Source organism: Flavobacterium sp. W22_SRS_FP1 (genome assembly GCF_052113685.1).
Classification (GTDB): domain Bacteria; phylum Bacteroidota; class Bacteroidia; order Flavobacteriales; family Flavobacteriaceae; genus Flavobacterium.
The window spans coordinates 108303-128239 of record NZ_JBGQOE010000009.1 but is presented as its reverse complement, the minus strand read 5'-3'; the positions used below and the strand labels follow the sequence as shown (position 1 = coordinate 128239).

Below are 19937 nucleotides of genomic sequence, written 5' to 3'. Positions count from 1 at the left end.
CCGAGAAAAAGATTTAATTTTGAAACACCAAATTATATGTTTAACCAAAAAGTTGCATTAGTAACTTGAATTCAGCAGTTATAAACTGTATATGATACAAAAACAAGAATCAATTAAATAAATTTTTATGAAAAAAACAATCTTAGTTGCAGTTGTTTTATTTGCCATGTCAAATGCTGCACAAGCCCAATTAGTAAAATTTGGTATCAAGGGCGGAGTAAATTACGCAAACCAAAATGGGAGCAGTATTACAGTAAACAGCACGAATTATGAGACAAGTGCAATAACAAGTTATCACGCTGGATTAGTTGCCGAGGTAAAACTAACAGACGGTTTTTCTATCCAACCTGAATTATTGTATTCAACACAAGGAGCGTCATACAAAAATGCTCTTAAAGAATTCAAAAACGAATTGGGTTATTTATCTGTTCCACTTTTGGCAAAATTTCATTTAAATAAAACAGTTAGTCTTGATCTTGGCCCACAAGCTTCTTTTTTATTAAGTGAAAGAAATAATTTTGATTACAATAATGCAGAAACATTTGAATTTGCAGCCCTTGGAGGTCTAAGTTTTAATATTACAAAAAGTTTCTTTCTGCAAGGTCGCTATGTTTTAGGTGTTACAGAAGCTTCAAAAGACGCCCAAGTTAAAAACTCGGCACTTCAGATTTCTGCTGGTTTTACTTTTTAGAAATTATAAAAAACAAATTTCATCAAAACCGTTCTTTAATTGGAACGGTTTTTTTATTTTTACCAAAACATCAACTATGAAAATTGCTATTATTAATGGCCCAAACTTGAATCTTTTAGGTAAGCGCGAACCTGAAGTATACGGAAACCAAACTTTTGAAGACCACTTCACGCATCTACAACAAAAATTTCCAAATATAGCGTTCAATTATTTCCAAAGTAATATTGAAGGTGAGTTAATCGACAAAATTCAAGAATTTGGTTTTTCATATGACGGGATAATACTAAATGCAGGAGCTTATACACATACCTCTATAGGCATCGGTGATGCAGTTAAAGCTATAACTACTCCAGTGGTAGAAGTACACATTTCGAATACTTTTTCACGTGAAAGTTTCAGACATCAATCCTACATTTCAGGAAATGCAAAGGGTGTTATTCTTGGTTTTGGACTAAAAAGCTATGAATTAGCAATTGTATCTTTTTTAAAATAACCAATTTGTAATTTGTCAATATAAAAAAACTCTAAAAAATTAACTATACTTATGGGGCTCCACATGTATCAAAACATGACCTAACTCTGGAATTTTGCTTCTTAAAACATCTTTTAGATTGTGAGCTAATTCATGCCCTTCTTTAACCGATATATTAGCATCAACTACAGCATGTAAATCTACGTGATACTTCATTCCTGCCTTACGAATAAAACACTTTTCGGTATCTATAATTCCTTCTACCTGATAAGACACCTTTCTAATCTCAGCGATCAAGTCGTCATTCAAATGTTCGTCCATAATTTCTCCAAGAGCGGGTCTGAAAATTAAATAGCTGTTATAGAGAATAAATCCTGATGCAAAAAGTGCAGCCCAATCATCGGCTGACTCATAACCATTTCCCAGAATCAAAGCTATAGATATGCCTATAAATGCAGCAATCGAAGTTATCGCATCAGACCTGTGATGCCATGCATCTGCCTTTAATGAAGAACTGTTTGTTTCTAAACTTCTTTTCATCACCAAGCGAAAGGAATATTCCTTCCAAATAATTATTGCTCCAAGAACAAAAAGAGTCCAAGACTTAGGTAAGGCATGTGGAGTTCTTATATTAATGATACTTTCGTAAGCAATTATTGTAGCTGAAGTAATTAAAAATCCTACAACTAGAAAAGTAATTAACGGCTCGGCTCGGCCATGTCCATAAGGATGGTTTTTGTCTGCTGGCTTATTTGAATACTTAATTCCAAATAATACTAAAAACGAAGCAAATATATCCGTTGTTGACTCAATGGCGTCAGCAATCAAGGCATAGGAATTGCCAAAGAATCCAGCTAAACCTTTAATCACAGCTAAACACGTATTTCCTATAATACTAAAATAAGTCGCTTTAATCGCTTTCTTCTCGTGTGACATGTTAATTAAGATTGAAAAAAAACGCTTAAATAAATCTCTTTGTTAATGATAAAAGATTTATTTAAACGTTTTACAAGTATGATTTATTTGGTTTATTCTACACGAACTATATTTGCACCAATTGCTCTTAAACGCTCATCAATTCTCTCATATCCACGGTCTATTTGTTCGATGTTTTGAATAGTACTAGTCCCTTTTGCAGAAAGTGCAGCAATCAACAATGATATACCTGCACGAATATCCGGGGAAGACATCGTAGTCGCTTTCAATTGTGATTGAAAGTCATGACCCATAACTACAGCTCTATGCGGATCGCACAACATTATTTTTGCGCCCATGTCGATCAACTTATCCACAAAGAATAAACGACTTTCAAACATTTTTTGATGTATCAATACATCTCCTTTTGCCTGTGTTGCCACAACCAAAACAATACTCAACAAATCTGGTGTAAAACCTGGCCAAGGAGCATCTGCCACCGTAAGGATAGAACCATCAATATCAGTTTTAATTTCATATCCATCTATGTGAGATGGAATATATATGTCATCGCCTCTACGTTCCAATGTAATCCCTAGTTTTCTAAAAGTGCTAGGAATAACTCCTAAATTATCCCAACTAACATCTTTTATAGTGATCTCACTTTTAGTCATTGCTGCCAATCCGATCCAGCTACCAATTTCGATCATGTCAGGAAGAATTCTATGTTCGCATCCTCCCAAAATTTCTACTCCCTCGATAGTCAATAAGTTTGAACCAACACCCGTTATCTTAGCTCCCATGGAGTTTAGCATTTTACAAAGTTGCTGCAAATAAGGTTCACAAGCAGCGTTATAAACAGTTGTTTTTCCTTTTGCCAAAACAGCAGCCATAACAATATTAGCCGTTCCTGTTACTGAAGCTTCATCCAGTAGCATGTCTGCCCCTTGCAACCCAGCTGGGGCCTCTACTCCATAAAAATGATCCTCTCTATTGTAGCGAAATTTCGCCCCTAAATTGATAAATCCTTCAAAGTGCGTATCTAATCTTCTTCTTCCTATTTTATCCCCACCAGGTTTTGGAATATAACCTTTACCGAAACGGGCCAAGAGTGGACCAACAATCATAATAGAGCCACGTAATGAACCTCCTTCTTTTTTAAAAGCTTCTGTTTCAAGATACCCGATATTAACTTCATCAGCTTGAAAATTATAAGAACCGTGTCCATTCTTTTGAACTTTTACACCCAAGTTTTTTAATAGTACGATTAGCTTATTAATATCAATAATATCAGGAATATTGTTGATTGTAACTTTTTCAGATGTTAGTAAAACAGCACACAAAATTTGTAACGCTTCGTTTTTCGCTCCTTGTGGAGTGATTTCTCCTTTTAGACGAATCCCTCCTTCTATTTTGAAAATTCCCATATGATTTTATTATATTGTGAAGATATTTAACAGTGAGCTCTCCGATATTTCAAAATGCGATTTGCTTTTTTCCATAGCATGACAGCACGCTAGATCTATTTCTTATTATTTACTGTTTTTTTTGAAAAGGCTTTGATTTACCAGTTTTAAGGTTCTTATTGCTTTGAATCTTCGGCTGCCCAGCCGGCGCAATTTTATTAGATATTCGCTTATTGGTGCGCAATAAATCTGTGGTATTCAGAAGTGATTCAGAACTATCAAGCATATTTATCTTGCCATCAGACAATTCATATAAGTGTTCATAAATTACATCGTCTTTTACGGTGTCCTTGTTCCAACTCAGGTAGGACTTTTTCATGTGATTGGCAATTACTTTAACCAAAGCATTTTTCATATCTCCGTCTTCCCATTTATTGGCAACGTCAATCATATACTTTATATTATTACCATAATACCTGTATTTAGGGTAGTTTTGTGGGTAGTTTAACACATCCGGCTTAAGTTGTAATACTTCACGAGATGGTATTGGGTAGGGTGAGTCAACCTCTAATCTAAAATCAGACATAATAAAGAGCTGATCCCATAATTTGTGTTGAAAATCAAGAACATCACGCAAATGGGGATTTAAACTTCCCATAACTTGAATAATATACTTTGCAGCTTTATTCCGCACTTCGACATCCTCAATGGCTATAGCCTGCTCGATTAGCTTTTGTAAATGACGTCCATATTCCGGAATAATCAAATGCGATCTTTCAGCATTATATTCCAAATGATAAACGACATCGTTTGCAATCTCTTTTTTGTATTTTGAATTCATATGTGAATTTAATTTTTTAGTCAATAATATGGAGCTGGTCACAGGCCAGCAATCTTTAAGCTGGCTATCTAGTCAATTAAGCTAACACGTATTTATAGTGATATAATACCCGTAATAGTGGATACTTCCAAGTATTTGTCAACTATTTCTTGAGAGTCTTTCACCTGAACATCTACTGATATACTGGTGAATTTACCCGTTTTAGATTTTCTTGTTTTAATAATGGCTCCCATACAATCAAAAGCCAATTCAACACGTACTACATTGTCACTTTCAGATGGCACAATAAACTTAAACAAATACAAAGCGGGCCAAGTATTACTCATATCCAACTCCACTTTCAATCGCTCATAAAATTCTTCAGTATTCTTATCCATGTAGTAATTAAATATAACAGCAAATATACTGTTTCAAAAGCAAACTACGAATTATGAATTATGAATTTTTATTCAAAGCAAAAATTTTAATGACATTCCTTTTTCCAAATTCCGATTAGTTTGAGTAAGTTTGCTCCTTATTTCCAAAAAGTGCAGAAAGAAATCATAATAATTATTGGCGGACCGGGAACAGGTAAAAGTACCCTAATCGACGGATTGATAGCAAAAGGTTTTTGTTGTTATCCTGAAATCTCTAGAGAAGTAACTTTAGAGGCAAAAAAACAAGGAATTGAACAATTATTTCTTGAAAAACCTTTGTTGTTTAGTGAACTTCTTTTAGAAGGAAGAAAAAAACAATTCACAAGCGCTCAAAATGAGCCTCATAATGTCGTCTTCATAGACAGAGGTATTCCCGATGTGTTAGCTTATATGCACTACATTGGAGACAGTTATCCTGCTTCTTTTGACGCCGTCTGTCGAGAACACATTTATTCAAAAATATTTATTCTTCCCCCTTGGGAAGAAATTTATATAAGTGACGAAGCCCGTTATGAAAATTACGAACAAGCAAAATTAATTCAAAATCACCTCATTGAGACTTATCAAGGCTATGGCTATAACCTGATAGAAGTTCCAAAAGACACAGTTGATAACAGAATTCTTTTTATATTAGATGAAATTTCTGGATAACTCCGAATTTGCATTTGGAATTAAAGGTCGAAGATTGATAATTTAAAAAATTTGTAATACAAAATCGATGTCTGAAGCATTACAAATTCTACAAAAATATTGGAAACACGACTCTTTTCGATCGCTACAAAATGAAATCATTGATTCCGTTTTAAGTGGTCAAGACAGTTTTGCCCTTATGCCAACTGGGGGTGGAAAATCAGTTTGTTTTCAGATTCCGGCAATGATGAACGAAGGGATTTGTCTAGTTATATCGCCTCTGGTGGCACTAATGAAAGACCAGGTTGCCAATTTGCAAAAACTAAATATAAAAGCAATCGCATTGACAGGTGGAATAAGGTCTGACGAGATGATTGACCTGTTGGATAATTGTCAGTTCGGAAATTATAAATTCCTGTATCTGTCGCCGGAACGCCTGCAGTCAGATTGGATTTTGCAAAGGATAAAAAACCTCCCCATCAATTTAATAACGATTGACGAAGCACATTGTGTTTCGCAATGGGGACATGATTTCCGTCCGGCTTATTTAAAGATTTCAAATTTAAAAACCTATTTTCCCAAAGTACCGTTTTTGGCTTTAACCGCAACCGCTACGCCAAAAGCAAAAGAAGATATCATCAACGAACTGGGGCTTAAAGAACCTCAAATTTTCGAAAAATCCTTTGCCCGTAAAAATATCGCTTATATGGTTTTTGAGGTAGAAGATAAACTCTTTCGAATAGAACAAATCTTAAGGAAAAACCCTCAATCCTCGATTATATATGTAAGAAACCGTAAATCATGTATAGAAATCTCTTCCCAACTGCAATCATTAGGATTTAAATCCACTTATTATCATGGCGGACTTACTTCCAGAGAAAAAGACAAAAATATGCAATCATGGATGCAGGACAAGGCGCAGGTTATTGTTGCCACCAATGCTTTCGGAATGGGAATTGACAAAGCAAGTGTAAAGACGGTGATACACATTCAGCTGCCAGAAAATTTAGAGAATTACTATCAGGAAGCGGGACGCTCAGGTAGAAATGGCGAAAAAGCATTTGCCGTGTTATTAACTAGTCCTTCTGACATTATTCAAGCTGAAAATCAGTTTATCCATGTTCTTCCCGACAAAAAATTCTTGAATAAAATGTTCCTCCGATTATGTAATTTCTTTCAAATTGCTTACGGAGAAGGTATCGACGAAAAGTTTTCTTTCAATTTGAATCACTTTTGTCTAAAATATAAGTTTCCTGTTCTAAAGGCATACAACGCCATTTTATTTCTAGACGGACAAGGAGTCATCACTTTGTCCCAAGAGTTTTCTGAAAAAATAACTTTGCAATTCATTATCTCTTCAAAGGAAGTACTGCGATACATGAGTTTGAACGCTAATGACGAGGAGATAATCTTAGCAATCCTTAGAACATATCCCGGAATTTATGAAATCCAAACTGCTTTTAATTTATCGTTGATTGCCAAAAAATCCAACTATAGTGAAAGTCAGGTAGAAGCCGTTTTACTTAAACTAAAGGAAAGACAAATAATAGATTATCATTCTAAAAACAACGATACCACTTTAATTTTTAACGAAATTCGCGAGGACGAAAGAACGATAAGCAGAGTTTCAAAATATCTGGAAAATCAAAATCAATTAAAAAAAGAAAAACTAAAATCAGTCTTGCACTATATCAACGAAAAAAAGGTCTGCAAGAGTAAATTGATACTAAACTATTTTGGAGAAAAAACATCTGACGATTGTGGCATTTGTTCCTATTGCATTACTAAAAAAAGTAGAACAACAGATATAGCGAGACTCTCAAAAAAAATCATTGCCCTTTTAAAAACAGAGGAATTAAATTCAAGAGATATCGAAAACAGGACAAAGAACGAACCCAAGGACGTTATCTTTGCGATACAGCAACTATTAGAGAATGAAAGTATAACAGTAAAGTCAAACAATAAATACACCTTAAAACTATAATGGAAAAATTACGAATTGTATTTATGGGCACACCCGAATTTGCGGTTGGAATTCTGGACACCATAATTAAAGAAAACTACAATGTTGTTGGCGTCATTACGGCTGCCGACAAACCAGCGGGAAGAGGACAAAAACTAAAATACTCAGCAGTTAAGGAATATGCCTTAGCAAACAACTTAACTCTATTGCAACCCACTAACCTTAAAGAAGAATCTTTCTTAGAGGAATTAAAATCGCTAAATGCAAATTTACAAGTAGTAGTTGCCTTTAGAATGTTGCCAAAAGTCGTTTGGGAAATGCCAAAACTAGGAACCTTTAACCTACATGCCTCACTCCTTCCAAATTATCGTGGCGCAGCACCCATAAATTGGGCAATTATCAATGGCGAAACTAAAACAGGTGTCACTACTTTTTTTATTGATGACAAAATAGATACAGGAGCTATAATACTGAGCTCCGAGACAGCAATTAATCCAAATGAAAATGCGGGTCATTTACATGATAGACTAATGCATCTAGGTAGCGAGGCTGTTATTCAAACTTTAAAAGCAATTGAACAAGGAAGTGCGACCACTGCAGTTCAGACAGAATCTACCAAAATAAAAACAGCCTATAAGCTAAACAAAGAAAATTGCAAAATCGACTGGACTAAATCAGCTATAGAAATTCATAATCTAATACGAGGACTAAGCCCCTACCCAGCGGCTTGGTGTTTCTTTTCTGACAAAAATGAAGAGTGGAGTGTGAAAATTTATGAAGCTAAAGTGATTATCGAACGACATAACTTACCTATTGGAAATGTTATTTGTACCAAAAAAGAAATCAAAATTACTGTCGAAAATGGTTACATTCAAATTTTAAATTTACAATTTCCGGGTAAAAAGAAAATGACAACAGTAGAATTGTTAAATGGAATATCATTTACTGAAGAGGCAAAAGTGCATTAAGACCCCTGAAAACAGGGCTTTTTTACAGTACATCAGAAATAACCCTTACTTTATGAACAAAAAAAATAAGTTATCAACAAAACAAGCTAAAATAAAAGAAAACGCTTGCGAGGCAGGGATTTCCTGCTAAATTTGTTTTAACAATTATTTTTTAACCAACAATTAATAACTATTATTATGAACAAATCAGAATTAATCGATGCTATCGCTGCTGACGCAGGAATCACAAAAGCAGCTGCAAAGTTAGCTTTAGAGTCATTTTTAGGTAACGTAAGTGGTACCTTAAAAAAAGGTGGAAGAGTTTCTCTAGTAGGTTTCGGATCATGGTCAGTTTCAGCTAGAGCTGCCAGAGACGGAAGAAATCCTCAAACAGGAAAAACTATTCAAATCGCAGCTAAAAATGTTGTAAAATTCAAGGCTGGTGCTGAGCTAGAAGGTGCAGTAAACTAATTGTAAGTTTTAAAACATATTATAATAAGAACCTTCCAACAGGAAGGTTTTTTTATACATTTAAACGATTTAATTTGGTTATAATTCAATTTAATCCTTAAATTTATTATAAAAACAACCATCATGATTTCAGAAAAATTAATAAAAGGACAACTACTTATAGCAGAGCCTTCTATAATTGGAGATCTATCTTTCAACAGATCTGTGATTTTATTGGCTGACCATGACAAGGAAGGATCGGTGGGTTTCATTATTAATAAACCCCTAAAGTATACGATTCATGACTTGATCCCCGAGATCAACGCAAGATTCAAAATCTATAATGGAGGACCTGTGGAGCAGGACAATCTCTATTTCATTCATAATATTCCGGATTTGATTCCAAACAGCATCGAAATTTCAAATGGAATATACTGGGGCGGTGATTTTGAAAGCACGAAGGACCTTATCAACAATGGTAAAATAAACAAGCAAAATATCCGTTTTTTTCTGGGCTACACTGGTTGGGAAGAGCAACAACTAGAATCCGAAATGAATGAAAATTCATGGATTGTTGCCCCAAACAGCTATAAAAATAAAATCATAGGCAAGTCAAGTACTTACTTTTGGAAAGAACAAATAATTGAATTGGGAGGTGAATACCTAATCTGGTCGAATGCACCTGAAAACCCATATTTAAACTAAAGATCGCTCACAATACCATTCAATTTTTCCTGTAAAATCTTGGATAAAGCCACACCGAATGCCTTTTTCCTGTATTTTGTGATGGGTTGAATTCCTTTAATCACGTTTGTAATAAACAGCTCATCCGCTTTTTGGAGGTCAAAAGGAGAGATTACTTCTTCAACTACCTCTAGAGACTCTATCTTTTTGGCTATTTCCAAAACTTGTTTTCGCATAACACCATTTAGACATCCCTCTGAAACTGGTGGTGTAATTAGTCTATTTCCCATTAGCATGAAAATATTCCCTTGGATTGCTTCAACAATATTCTTACTGTCGTTTAATAACAAACAATTGTCCAACCCGTTTTCATTTGCAAAAATACTAGCTGTGATATTCAACATTCTATTTGTAGATTTTATTGAAGACAGCAATTGCTTGGTAACATAAAAATCTTTAAACAAATCCACTTCATATTCCTTTTCTGAGAATGAATATAATGCATCATCGATACCCACAACATGGATCAAAAAAGAAACAGTATTAGTTTGCGGCAGATAATAACCTCCATCATTTCTAAAAACGGTAATTCTTGCACGCGATGAATTTGAAAAGTCATTATCACTCACCAAAGAAAGTAATTGCTCTTCAACGTATTCCATAGTAAAATTCATTGGAATTTCCATCCTGACAACACGCATGGATGACATTAATCTAAAATAATGATCTTCTAAAAATAAGATTTTAGAATTTACAATTTTAACCGTTTCAAAAACAGCATCGCCGTATAAAAAAGCACGATTCTGCGTCAATAAATTAGTATCCTTAGCGACTATATTCCCATTAAAATTAATCATAAAAAAGCCCTGAATTTTGTTCAGAGCAAAGGTATGTTATAAAATACAATTATACTATACAGATCCAATGAGATGTTTAAGGTCCGAAATTTGATTTTCCCACAATAATGAAGATTCATCAACTTCATCTTTATCAGCAAAGTCAATGACCATTAAAGAAACATCCTTTGTTAGCTCATCTACTAAAATATGGAGCTCAAAAAAATACTCAGTATCTTTACCATTACCGTCTATCCATTTGAACTTTACTTTTTCACCTGATTTTTTAGAAGCAAGTCTAGCTTTTTCCTCTGAATCGTTCCAAATAAAAGTAAAAAATTCACCACGAGAATTTACATTGTCAGCAAACCACTCCGACAAACCTGAGGGGGTCGAAATGTACTGATATAATAGCTGGGGAGACGAGTTGATGGGAAACTCTATTTCGTAACGTACTTTTTGATCCATGAATTACATTTTATTTTTTTACCGAATATATATAATATAATGGCTAAAAAAAAACCTTTTATAAAATATTTTTTTTATTTCAAATTAGCTTGCACACTGTAATATAATTTTTATCTTTGCAGCCGCGTTGAAGAATGCTAATTCTTACAACATTTGGCGAGGTAGCTCAGTCGGTTAGAGCGCAGGATTCATAACCCTGAGGTCACGGGTTCAAATCCCGTCCTCGCTACGAAAACAAACCCTTAAACAGCAATTGTTTAGGGGTTTTTTATGCTGTTTTCTTTGTGAATAAGCAACTTATGGTTTTTATAAAAGGACGAATCAGTTTAAAAGTGACTGATTAATAATACCCAAATATAAGAAAATAATATCTATTTTCATAGCTATTGTATGTATACTTATAGCACTTTTCTGCCACTTTCTAGCCACTTTTTTAACCATTTCTTTGTTATTTGTAAGTTGTAAATTTAATTTAGATAAGATGGTGCTTCAATTCATCAAGCTGTTAGAATTCATTACGTATTCATTTTTAGCGGTTTAAACTTGTATAATTCAGTATTTTTTTGTAATTTTGCAGAAATATCAAGAGTTAGGTTTATCCTATGCCAACCTGCGTAAGCGTATGTAAGGTGGAAAAAAGATGTGAGTGTTAAACTAAAAGAAAAACGTGAATTATGACAAAAAAAGTCTGTTTTCCCTGTGCAGTATTATTAAACTGCAGAATTCCTTTCTACCTTATTTTTATTTATCATAGACTAAAAGTCTACTGATTTTATATTTCTTTCAATTTAGCTTTTAGCTATTATTTCCCAATTACTATTTAATTAATTAACACATAAGATTTAGCGGTGTTCTTCACATCGTGGGCATCGCTTTGTCTTATTTAAATAAAAAAAAATGAATAAAATTGATAATATATTAAAGTCTAATGATTTAAAAAACAACCAAAACAAAAGCTTTTGGATAAATCATTTTAAAAATTGCAGTTCTCCCTCAGTTTTGGGTGAAATAACTATTGAAGAAGTCCTCCATAAAATTAAACACGGTGACGAGAACCTACTGTTGATTAAAAATGCTAGAGATTACGGCAAAGGACATGAACAATATGATGAAATAAAAAAATTACACTTACCAACTTTTAGATTTAACTTCCTCATAAAAGGTACGGCAAAAAACGTAAATGTTATTGGTGCAACTGGATTAATTTATATAGATGTGGATGATAACATAGAAATCCCCCACAGTGATTATATTTATGCTATGTGGCGATCTCTCTCCAATACTGGATACGGTATTCTAGTTAAGGTGGACAACTTAACTCTGGACAACTTCAAAGATGTTTATGCCTCACTAGGAATGATACTAGGTGTTAAAGTTGATGATGGTGCACGTAAAGCAATACAGCAAAATGTATTGAGCTACGACCCCTCCCTATATTGTAATACTGATTCAAGGGTCTATGAGTACAAGCATTCAAAAAAAGCTTCACCTAGTAGTATAAAGAAAAAAGAAGAATGTATAGTGGTAAATGAAGCCTCAGTTCATCAAAGTAGAATTAAAGAACGGATTGATAATTCATACAAATATTTTATTGGAGATAATTCCGAGAAAGAATATTTATATTTTGAAGAAAAAATTATGATTTGTGCTCCATTTATGCCTTGGAATGGAGTTAATAAGGGCAACCGAAACAATTTATTATTTAGACTGTTGTCTCAATTTGCATTATTGAATCCAGAATTAGGAAAGGATTACTTAATAGCAAAGAGTAACTATTTTAACAAAAAAATGTATCCTAATCTAACAAGTAGAGAAATACACTTAATAATTTCAAGTGTTTTAGAAAAACGCAAAGAAGGAACCTTGGAAATGTTCTATAATAAAGAAAGGTTAATTCTATTTAATCCAAACATACAGTTAACAAAATCAGAAAAATGTCAAATTACTGGGGCTTTGGTTGGTGGAAAAAGAAGTAAAAAAACACAACAAGCAATATATGAAATCCTTGAAAATTGGGATTTTGAAGAACTAGGTCAAATAACACAAATATCTGTTATAAGAATTTTAAAATTTTCAAGGTCGAAGGTTCAAAGGCATTGGTTTCATTTTAAAGAATATGTCGAAGACCTAAACAACGAAAACAAACCGAAATCGGCTTAATTTATATCGATATACCCTTTCTGAGCTATCGTAAATCAATTTACAGTAAAGTTTAAGTCAAAAAGAAAACAGCCCCTTTGTAGGGCTGTATTTCATATATATCGACTTTCAAAAATATTACTTTATAAACTTTACGAGCTCTGATTTTTTAGTATCATAATCTTCTTTTGAAATTAAGCCCAAGTCTAATTTGTCTTTTGATTTTTTTAGTTCACTTAAAGCTTCATCGCTAGTCATACCATAAGATTTTAATTCACCATTCAAAACAGCATTTTCAAAATCTACATTGTAATTACCAATACCATAAGGACTTTTCGCTTTTAACCAAATAGTAAACCCAGCTCTTCTAGTTCCTGATATTCTAAATTTCATAATTTCAGCTTTCTGACCGCTAACTCCAATTGAAAGCGGTACTAAAGGCATCATTATTCCATCACCTGAGGAAAGAAATGCAAAAGTTTTATTACTAGAAGGAACACCAATTGTGATTTTATCCCCAACTTTATAAATTGAACCGTCTTTTGCAATATACTCCGTAATGTCGCCAGCATAAGATGGTCGCTCTTTGGCATTAGTAATTTCTTCATAAGTAGCCTTGATAGTTTCTTGACCTAAACCAACATAACCAACTAACAAAACCGCACATAGTAATAATTTTTTCATAATAGGTGTTTTTAATTTTTATCAAAGTACCTCTACTATTTTGACAACTAAGGTCAATCGCTTGTTTATGTTGTTTTAATTGACCTAATTTGTCAATAAATTATTACTTCATGCTGAATCAACATAAAATACTTCGAGTTTTACAGCTCATTTCATTACTCAAAAAAGAACCACCTAAGTCAATTAAATTTCTTGCAGGAATATTGGAGAGTACTGACCGAACCGTATATCGCTATTTGGATTTAGTAAAAGAATTGGGATTTGATTTACAAAGAGATTCCCATAACCATTTTTTTATTGTGAGTGAAGTGGATAATGAAACTATCGATTTCACCAATGAAGAAGCCTCACTGCTTAGAGATTTATTGTTGAGTAGTGGAACGAAAAGCAATCTCAAAGATGCTCTTTTGAGAAAAATTTATTTAAAATCTGAAATTGTAATTCAGGGAAATAATTTGCTTAATGCCAATTTAGGAAAGATAGTTTCCGATTTAAGCAAAGCCATAGGTGAACATAAACAAGTAGTATTGAAGAAGTATCAATCGGCTAATTCCAACACCATTACAGACCGTTTGGTGGAGCCAATTAGTTTTACCGACAACTATACTTCATTATGTGCATTTGAAGTGGAAACAGCAAAGAACAAGTACTTTAATATTGAAAGGATTACCGAAGTTGAACTCTTGCAAAAACAGAGTGAATTTGAATCTCAACACCATTTAGATACTCCCGATGCTTTTGGTTTTACAGCTCTGAATGGCTTGCCTTTTGACATAGATATTAGGCTTAATTTAAGGGCTTTTGTGCTACTCAAACAAGAATATCCTACCGTAGTTACATTTGTAAAACAAGAGCCTAAAACAAGTAATTACAGACTAAAAATGAATATTAATAATCCTAAACCTGTTATTCGTTTTGTACTCGGATTACTGGATGATGTAGAAATTATTGGCTCTGTTGCATTCAAAGATTATATAAAGAATTATGTCTTTGCAACTTTAGAAAATAACTATCAGTTTTAATTTTTTACAGTATAATTAGATAATCGAAACTTATTTGAAAATCTTTCCGCTAGTTAAGACTTTAAGTTTATTCATAAATGCTTTAAAATTTCTTGGATAAGCTTCATAACCATGAGATACTAATTTAAAATCATCAATCCAAATAGTACAATCCCAGCCTGTACCATCACAAACTTCATAGTCTTGATATTCGGTGTCCCATGATTTACAGTATCGAGTAATGTATTTGTAAAAATTATTTTTTCGTTCTTCTGAAATAATTAAATCAGCATCTAACGAATCCATTGAAAAAATTGCGACATTTTCAAAATGATAATCATTTTTAAATACAGGATTAATAGTAGTGATTTGACTTTCAGACACATCTGCTCTGTACTCGAAAATTCCTTTTTTATACTTCAAAGAATAACTATCTCTAAAATAACCATCAATACTAAATTCAAATTTCTTTATTTTCATAAATACTACTTAATCAACCTATTATAAACCTTCTTCAACATATAACTTTTTACAATATTCCCAAAATCCTTATCATCCATCATCTTAGAAAATATATCCTGATTTTGTTCCATTCTTGCAATAAGCTTATCCATAAACAAGTCGTCAAAACCAAACTTGAAATTCTCAATTGGATTGCTCTTTGCTTGTTCTGCTAACTTCAAATCGGATGCTAATTCTTCTTCTATTTGGTCAAAGAATAATTTATCAGCGGTATTGAACTCCGTTGAAAATTTCTTATTTAAAACCTCTATTATTTCAGATAAAGCCACTTGGTCTTCTTTGGATAATCTGATTCCAGCTTCACCACCGCCTTCTAATTCATATACACCTTGGTCTTCCATTACAATAGTATTTTCCGCTATCTTTTGAAGTCGGTAATATTCCAATGAAACTTCATCACCTAATTTAAATTTATCCTGTTCGCTTGTTCTTGGTAATTTCTTATAAAGGAATTTAGTATAGGTAAATAGCTTTTCCAAATCTACATCCGAAAACGGCATAATTTGGGTTAAAAACGAATACGTTCTATTGAAGCTTTGAAGTGTGTTTTTAAAATCTTCCTGTGTTATTTCTGTTCCAATTACATTGTCTTTTGAGTTTTCTTTAGGCAATTGTTTGAATCGTTCCACCGCTGGGTCAATATAAGAATTCAACTTGCCTTGCTCTGAAACTGATAGTGTTTTGGCAGATTTGAAAAACACATTACAGAAATTATTGATTTCCGATTCCCAAATCACATTAGCTTTCTCAATCTCTCCTTTTAAATCATACAAATGATTAGGGTCTGAGTTTTCTTTGATGGATGTAAGCTCATAATACGGCTGAAAAGAATTAAGAATATCTTCAGTATCATTAGCAAAATCCAGTACAAATGTGTCCTCTTTTCCAGCACACATTCGGTTTAATCTGGAAAGAGTTTGAACTGCTTTCACTCCAGATAATTTTTTATCTACATACATGGTATGCAATAAGGGCTGGTCAAATCCTGTTTGATATTTATCAGCAACCAATAACAATTGGTATTCATCAGATGCAAATTTCTTTGGGAGCATTTTTTCACTAAAACCATTCAATTCTACTTCCGTTACTCCTTCTGGTGCAAATTCATGGATTACTTTTCCAGAAAATGCGACAATTGTTTTTATATCAGTATATCCTTTTTCTTGGATGTATTTGTCGAATTCCTCTTTGTATCTTACTGCGTGAAGTCGAGAGCTACTCACCACCATTGCTTTGGCTTTACCACCAATTTTTTTTGAAACCACTTGTCTAAAGTGCTCCACCATTACTTCTGTTTTTTGCGATAAGTTATGTGGATGCAACGACATAAACCTTCCAATTGCTCTAGCGGCTTTTTTCTTATTTACTTTGGGGTCATCTTCAATTTCTTTCGATAATTTGAAGTAGGTTTTATAAGTGGTGTAGTTTTTCAACACATCCAAAATAAACCCTTCTTCAATAGCTTGTTTCATCGAATATAAATGGAATGGTTCTGGTTTGCCATTGCTTCCCATTGTACCAAATACCTCAACTGTTTTAGGTTTTGGTGTAGCTGTGAATCCAAAGAAACTTAAATTGGTTTGTTTCCCACGTGCCAACATTGATTTTCTTATTTCATCTTCGGCATCTTCTTCCAATCCTGAATACGCTTCGTCTTTTTCAGCTTCTTCCAATGATTTAGCAGACAGCACTTCTTTCATTTTTTTTGTTGCTTCACCACCTTGCGAGGAATGGGCTTCATCAATAATTACCGCATATTTTCTGGATGGTAGTTCTCCAATTTTATCGAGAATAAATGGAAACTTTTGAAGCGTTGTGATTATAATATTGGAACCAGCTGAAAGTGCATCGGCTAGTTGTTGTGAATCTTTGTCTATTTTCTGAACAACTCCATCTTTATGGTCAAACTGATAAATGGTATTTTGCAATTGGGAATCCAATACTTTACGGTCAGTAATTACAATTACCGAATCAAATATTCGATTGTTTGCATCATCGTGTAGACTGGATAAGCGATAGGATAACCATGCAATTGAATTGGATTTACCAGAACCAGCAGAATGTTGAATCAGGTAGTTTTTACCAGCTCCATTTATTTTTGCATCAGTGGTAGTTTTTCGTACCACTTGCATTTGGTGAAATCTTGGAAAAATGATGGTTTCTTTTTTCTTTTTAACTCCATTCATTTCAAATTCTTCCACGCTTAGGTGAAGGAATTTCCCAATAATATCCATGAAGCTTTCTTTAGTCCAAACGTATTCCCATAAATAAGAGGTTCTGTAACCTTCTTTATTCAAAGGATTTCCAGCACCATTATTGCTTCCTATGTTAAATGGCAAATATCGTGTTCGTTTTCCATCTAATTTGGTGGTCATAAAACATTCATCAGTATCAACGGCAAAATGTACCAGTGTTCTTTTCTTGAATTGAAAGATGGGCTCACTGGCTTCACGGTCATACACATATTGCTTTTTGGCATTGTCAACAGATTGTCCTGAGAATTGATTTTTAAGTTCTATGGTGGCAATTGGAAGACCATTCAAAGACAATACCATATCCAATGAATTCTTTCCAACACGCTCATAATAAAGCTGTCTAGTAACTGATAAATGGTTGGTTAAATACAATGCTTCCGCTTCTGGATTCAGTGTGCTTTCAGGCTTAAAATAAGCCATTTGAAACTTCACACCATAATCTGTAAAACCATTTCTGATAACATCCAAAACACCTCTAAGGTCAATTTCTTTGATTAATCGAATAACTACTTTTTTCTCAATTTCATCTTTGTGGATGTTGTATAATTTCTCCCATGATTTTGGTTGAGATGCTTTAAGGAAGTCGATTATGTATTTTGGAAACAAACCCAATTGTGCATCAAAATCTTCTGAAAACCCTTTAGTATATCCGCCTGTTTCTAGCAATGAAATTTCAATTGCAGATTCAAAAGTTAGCTCTGTATGAATGCCTTTAGCCATTTTAAATTATATATTTTTTAATATTGTCTATATTCCAAATCGCTTTTGCAATTTCAAAGTAAAGATTTTGTCTTTCCTTAATTGTTTCCTTGCTAAAATCACTACTTGAATTGAATTTCAAATTATAGGTTGTTGCAAACTTTAGAAAATTTGGATTGTTTTGGTAACAGTTTTCATTTAGTGAAGAAACTAATAAATTTTGCCCAAAATATTTTGGAAGTTTCTTTGCATATTCCGAATCATTCAAACTTCTATTTATGTCTTGTGGAAGTAGAACCAAATCACCAAACATATTTCTGGTTCTTTGAAATTCTTCTTCTGTATCAAATCCTTCTGAATATCTATCATAATGGTCAACCCAAATATGTTCAATATCGTAAGGGTTTTTAATTGTTCGATTAACATACACATCAAATTTGGTGTCTCTTCCACTTTGTTGTTCAACAAAATGTGTAAGTCTCGCCAATTGATGAAGCATGTATCTTTTTGTCCAGCCACTTAAATTAAATCGGTCTATTCCATCTAGCTTAAATTCCATGACTCTAATTTCATCCGTCAAAATTTCAGCCAATTCTGAAGGTGATTTTCTTCTTATTTTTTTTGCCATCATAAACATAGCATAAGTCATAGCGGAATAATCAAGTGTTTTGAAATTGAAAATTCTAATCGATATGAACTGGTCTAAATAACATGAAACAATTCTAAGTTTAGAATCAATTATGTCTTTAGTGTCATTTTTATTCAAACTAGCTAAAAGTAACAAGGGCTGAAGGGTAAAATTTCTGTCCGCATTATAAAAAATATATTCAAAACCTTCTGTGAGCTTAGTAGAATACTCAGAAATCCGCATATAAGTATTTGAAAATAGTATAAATTCTTTCTGAACTAAATCACTATAATCAATTGATTTTTTCAATCCAATATCACTTGCATTTTCTCTAATCCATTTGTGGAATGCAGTTCCTATTACATCAAAATCCCCTGGTAATGCATTCTTTTTTCTCTCTCGAATTGTTTCCCCATATTGAGACCTAATCCATGTTTTGATACAATCGCTTTCTTGTTCTTTTCCTAGGGCTTTTAAATCTAGCATTCTAGACTTCCATAATTCATTTGCTTTTAAACGTTCATCATTATCAACAATTTCAGATAATAAGAAACCTTTCAACATTTCAGATGCGGTAAGGCTAAGACCACGGTCATTCATTGAAACAAATATCTTGTGAGCATCCTGTTCCGTTTGTGCAACAATTTTGATAAATTGTACATTGTCGATTAACCAATCTTTGAAAAATGGAAGAGCTTCCTCTGGCACAGCATCTGTCATCAATTCGATAATGTCATTATATCTATGCCAAATATTTTGTACACTTTCTGGATTTCCTTCTGGTTCAAAAACTTCATCATTAATTATAGATTCTAAACATTTTGTTCTTTCTTCAACATTAATATTAAAGGTTGTTTTCCCGTATTTTTGAGAATAAATAAGGTTTAAAACTTCTGCTTTATCATTTGAATCTTGTAAATGCTTTGTTACATAGAGAAGCAACAAGCTCAATGATGTTAATCTTTGTTGACCATCAATTATAGCATTCTCATCTTCGGTTAGGACAACTGAACCCATAAAATAATGACCGTATTTTTCAACGTCATTGCGTTCATGAGTTTCAGAATAGTATTCCATAAACTCACCCGTAAGGTCTTCTATAAGCTCTTCAACTTGTTTGCGTTGCCATTGGTATTCTCTTTGATAATAGTGAATGCTGTATTTGACTCCTGTAAATAATTCTCTAATGCTTTTTGGTGCTCCTAATATTTTTTTCATTTTTTTATTATTTTCAAACTTGACAAGGTGATAGATTTATATAAACTAACTTTCAAATAACAAAAGACCACC

General features: G+C 33.2%; 19 protein-coding genes, 1 tRNA gene and 1 riboswitch. Of the genes, 10 read left to right on the top strand and 10 right to left on the bottom strand.

The window, feature by feature from the left end; translation table 11 throughout:
• The first annotated feature begins 127 nt into the window (after positions 1 to 127).
• On the top strand, positions 128 to 691 hold the full coding sequence (locus tag ACEN2H_RS07470; RefSeq protein ID WP_441731694.1) for a porin family protein: 564 nt from the start codon (positions 128 to 130) through the stop codon (positions 689 to 691).
• A gap of 76 nt (positions 692 to 767) precedes the next feature.
• Positions 768 to 1184 (top strand): type II 3-dehydroquinate dehydratase, encoded by a 417-nt coding sequence (gene aroQ, locus ACEN2H_RS07465; protein WP_441731693.1) that lies wholly within the window; start codon positions 768 to 770, stop codon positions 1182 to 1184.
• A gap of 39 nt (positions 1185 to 1223) precedes the next feature.
• Here aroQ and ACEN2H_RS07460 read toward each other — a convergent pair whose 3' ends face one another.
• The 4 genes from ACEN2H_RS07460 to ACEN2H_RS07445 form a co-directional block, all read right to left on the bottom strand.
• Positions 1224 to 2099, bottom strand: coding sequence for a cation diffusion facilitator family transporter (locus ACEN2H_RS07460; protein WP_441731692.1), 876 nt, complete (start codon positions 2097 to 2099; stop codon positions 1224 to 1226).
• 92 nt (positions 2100 to 2191) lie between these two features.
• On the bottom strand, positions 2192 to 3505 hold the full coding sequence (gene murA, locus ACEN2H_RS07455; protein WP_441731691.1) for a UDP-N-acetylglucosamine 1-carboxyvinyltransferase: 1314 nt from the start codon (positions 3503 to 3505) through the stop codon (positions 2192 to 2194).
• Between the two features lie 109 nt (positions 3506 to 3614).
• Positions 3615 to 4325 carry a DUF4290 domain-containing protein gene (locus tag ACEN2H_RS07450; RefSeq protein WP_441731690.1) on the bottom strand — a complete coding sequence of 237 codons (711 nt, stop codon included), beginning with the start codon at positions 4323 to 4325 and terminating at the stop codon, positions 3615 to 3617.
• A 92-nt stretch (positions 4326 to 4417) separates the two neighbouring features.
• The gene (locus ACEN2H_RS07445) at positions 4418 to 4702 is read right to left on the bottom strand and encodes a DUF493 family protein (protein WP_441731689.1); all 285 of its coding nucleotides are present in this window, start codon (positions 4700 to 4702) and stop codon (positions 4418 to 4420) included.
• Between the two features lie 120 nt (positions 4703 to 4822).
• Here ACEN2H_RS07445 and ACEN2H_RS07440 point away from each other — a divergent pair, with 120 nt between their 5' ends.
• The 5 genes from ACEN2H_RS07440 to ACEN2H_RS07420 all read left to right on the top strand — a co-directional run bounded on the left by ACEN2H_RS07440 (position 4823) and on the right by ACEN2H_RS07420 (position 9436).
• Positions 4823 to 5392 carry an AAA family ATPase gene (locus ACEN2H_RS07440; RefSeq protein WP_441731688.1) on the top strand — a complete coding sequence of 190 codons (570 nt, stop codon included), beginning with the start codon at positions 4823 to 4825 and terminating at the stop codon, positions 5390 to 5392.
• Positions 5393 to 5459: 67 nt separating this feature from the next.
• The gene (locus ACEN2H_RS07435) at positions 5460 to 7355 is read left to right on the top strand and encodes a RecQ family ATP-dependent DNA helicase (RefSeq protein ID WP_441731687.1); all 1896 of its coding nucleotides are present in this window, start codon (positions 5460 to 5462) and stop codon (positions 7353 to 7355) included.
• Positions 7355 to 8302 carry a methionyl-tRNA formyltransferase gene (gene fmt / locus ACEN2H_RS07430; RefSeq protein ID WP_441731686.1) on the top strand — a complete coding sequence of 316 codons (948 nt, stop codon included), beginning with the start codon at positions 7355 to 7357 and terminating at the stop codon, positions 8300 to 8302. Before ACEN2H_RS07435 ends, fmt begins: the two co-directional genes overlap by 1 nt.
• A 177-nt stretch (positions 8303 to 8479) precedes the next feature.
• Positions 8480 to 8752 (top strand): HU family DNA-binding protein, encoded by a 273-nt coding sequence (locus ACEN2H_RS07425; RefSeq protein WP_007136308.1) that lies wholly within the window; start codon positions 8480 to 8482, stop codon positions 8750 to 8752.
• Positions 8753 to 8875: 123 nt separating this feature from the next.
• Entirely contained in the window at positions 8876 to 9436 is a 561-nt protein-coding gene (locus tag ACEN2H_RS07420) for a YqgE/AlgH family protein (protein ID WP_441731685.1), read from the top strand.
• Here the strand turns inward: ACEN2H_RS07420 and ACEN2H_RS07415 are convergent.
• Together ACEN2H_RS07415 and ACEN2H_RS07410 are read right to left on the bottom strand one after the other, a co-directional pair.
• On the bottom strand, positions 9433 to 10272 hold the full coding sequence (locus tag ACEN2H_RS07415) for an aminotransferase class IV (RefSeq protein WP_441731684.1): 840 nt from the start codon (positions 10270 to 10272) through the stop codon (positions 9433 to 9435). The genes ACEN2H_RS07420 and ACEN2H_RS07415 overlap by 4 nt on opposite strands.
• 54 nt (positions 10273 to 10326) lie before the next feature.
• Entirely contained in the window at positions 10327 to 10719 is a 393-nt protein-coding gene (locus ACEN2H_RS07410) for an START-like domain-containing protein (RefSeq protein WP_441731683.1), read from the bottom strand.
• Positions 10720 to 10874: 155 nt separating this feature from the next.
• On the opposite strand from ACEN2H_RS07410, the gene ACEN2H_RS07405 reads away from it, so the two are divergent.
• Positions 10875 to 10948: transfer RNA gene (locus ACEN2H_RS07405), tRNA-Met, on the top strand.
• A 345-nt stretch (positions 10949 to 11293) separates the two neighbouring features.
• Positions 11294 to 11391, top strand: a riboswitch (SAM-I-IV-variant riboswitch).
• A gap of 225 nt (positions 11392 to 11616) precedes the next feature.
• On the top strand, positions 11617 to 12879 hold the full coding sequence (locus ACEN2H_RS07400) for a hypothetical protein (RefSeq protein WP_441731682.1): 1263 nt from the start codon (positions 11617 to 11619) through the stop codon (positions 12877 to 12879).
• Positions 12880 to 12996: 117 nt separating this feature from the next.
• Here the strand turns inward: ACEN2H_RS07400 and ACEN2H_RS07395 are convergent, their stop codons facing one another.
• Positions 12997 to 13542, bottom strand: coding sequence for a hypothetical protein (locus ACEN2H_RS07395; RefSeq protein ID WP_441731681.1), 546 nt, complete (start codon positions 13540 to 13542; stop codon positions 12997 to 12999).
• A gap of 110 nt (positions 13543 to 13652) precedes the next feature.
• On the opposite strand from ACEN2H_RS07395, the gene ACEN2H_RS07390 reads away from it, so the two are divergent.
• On the top strand, positions 13653 to 14564 hold the full coding sequence (locus ACEN2H_RS07390) for a helix-turn-helix transcriptional regulator (RefSeq protein WP_441731680.1): 912 nt from the start codon (positions 13653 to 13655) through the stop codon (positions 14562 to 14564).
• A 30-nt stretch (positions 14565 to 14594) separates the two neighbouring features.
• On the opposite strand, the gene ACEN2H_RS07385 is transcribed toward ACEN2H_RS07390, so the two are convergent.
• Genes ACEN2H_RS07385 through ACEN2H_RS07375 form a run of 3 tightly spaced genes read right to left on the bottom strand, consistent with a single transcriptional unit; the run spans position 14595 to position 19865 of the window.
• The gene (locus ACEN2H_RS07385; protein WP_441731679.1) at positions 14595 to 15023 is read right to left on the bottom strand and encodes a hypothetical protein; all 429 of its coding nucleotides are present in this window, start codon (positions 15021 to 15023) and stop codon (positions 14595 to 14597) included.
• Positions 15024 to 15028: 5 nt separating this feature from the next.
• On the bottom strand, positions 15029 to 18040 hold the full coding sequence (locus tag ACEN2H_RS07380; RefSeq protein ID WP_441731678.1) for a type I restriction endonuclease subunit R: 3012 nt from the start codon (positions 18038 to 18040) through the stop codon (positions 15029 to 15031).
• A 1-nt stretch (position 18041) separates the two neighbouring features.
• Complete coding sequence (locus ACEN2H_RS07375; protein WP_441731677.1) at positions 18042 to 19865, bottom strand: DUF262 domain-containing protein; 1824 nt, start codon at positions 19863 to 19865, stop codon at positions 18042 to 18044.
• Positions 19866 to 19937: the final 72 nt, after the last annotated feature.

What these genes read in the sequence shown, in the direction of transcription:
- ACEN2H_RS07470 (WP_441731694.1), top strand. Translation starts at nt 128, where the DNA reads ATGAAAAAAACAATCTTAGTTGCAGTTGTTTTATTTGCCATGTCAAAT.
- aroQ (WP_441731693.1), top strand. Translation starts at nt 768, where the DNA reads ATGAAAATTGCTATTATTAATGGCCCAAACTTGAATCTTTTAGGTAAG.
- ACEN2H_RS07460 (WP_441731692.1), bottom strand. Translation starts at nt 2,099, where the DNA reads ATGTCACACGAGAAGAAAGCGATTAAAGCGACTTATTTTAGTATTATA.
- murA (WP_441731691.1), bottom strand. Translation starts at nt 3,505, where the DNA reads ATGGGAATTTTCAAAATAGAAGGAGGGATTCGTCTAAAAGGAGAAATC.
- ACEN2H_RS07450 (WP_441731690.1), bottom strand. Translation starts at nt 4,325, where the DNA reads ATGAATTCAAAATACAAAAAAGAGATTGCAAACGATGTCGTTTATCAT.
- ACEN2H_RS07445 (WP_441731689.1), bottom strand. Translation starts at nt 4,702, where the DNA reads ATGGATAAGAATACTGAAGAATTTTATGAGCGATTGAAAGTGGAGTTG.
- ACEN2H_RS07435 (WP_441731687.1), top strand. Translation starts at nt 5,460, where the DNA reads ATGTCTGAAGCATTACAAATTCTACAAAAATATTGGAAACACGACTCT.
- fmt (WP_441731686.1), top strand. Translation starts at nt 7,355, where the DNA reads ATGGAAAAATTACGAATTGTATTTATGGGCACACCCGAATTTGCGGTT.
- ACEN2H_RS07425 (WP_007136308.1), top strand. Translation starts at nt 8,480, where the DNA reads ATGAACAAATCAGAATTAATCGATGCTATCGCTGCTGACGCAGGAATC.
- ACEN2H_RS07420 (WP_441731685.1), top strand. Translation starts at nt 8,876, where the DNA reads ATGATTTCAGAAAAATTAATAAAAGGACAACTACTTATAGCAGAGCCT.
- ACEN2H_RS07415 (WP_441731684.1), bottom strand. Translation starts at nt 10,272, where the DNA reads ATGATTAATTTTAATGGGAATATAGTCGCTAAGGATACTAATTTATTG.
- ACEN2H_RS07410 (WP_441731683.1), bottom strand. Translation starts at nt 10,719, where the DNA reads ATGGATCAAAAAGTACGTTACGAAATAGAGTTTCCCATCAACTCGTCT.
- ACEN2H_RS07400 (WP_441731682.1), top strand. Translation starts at nt 11,617, where the DNA reads ATGAATAAAATTGATAATATATTAAAGTCTAATGATTTAAAAAACAAC.
- ACEN2H_RS07395 (WP_441731681.1), bottom strand. Translation starts at nt 13,542, where the DNA reads ATGAAAAAATTATTACTATGTGCGGTTTTGTTAGTTGGTTATGTTGGT.
- ACEN2H_RS07390 (WP_441731680.1), top strand. Translation starts at nt 13,653, where the DNA reads ATGCTGAATCAACATAAAATACTTCGAGTTTTACAGCTCATTTCATTA.
- ACEN2H_RS07385 (WP_441731679.1), bottom strand. Translation starts at nt 15,023, where the DNA reads ATGAAAATAAAGAAATTTGAATTTAGTATTGATGGTTATTTTAGAGAT.
- ACEN2H_RS07380 (WP_441731678.1), bottom strand. Translation starts at nt 18,040, where the DNA reads ATGGCTAAAGGCATTCATACAGAGCTAACTTTTGAATCTGCAATTGAA.
- ACEN2H_RS07375 (WP_441731677.1), bottom strand. Translation starts at nt 19,865, where the DNA reads ATGAAAAAAATATTAGGAGCACCAAAAAGCATTAGAGAATTATTTACA.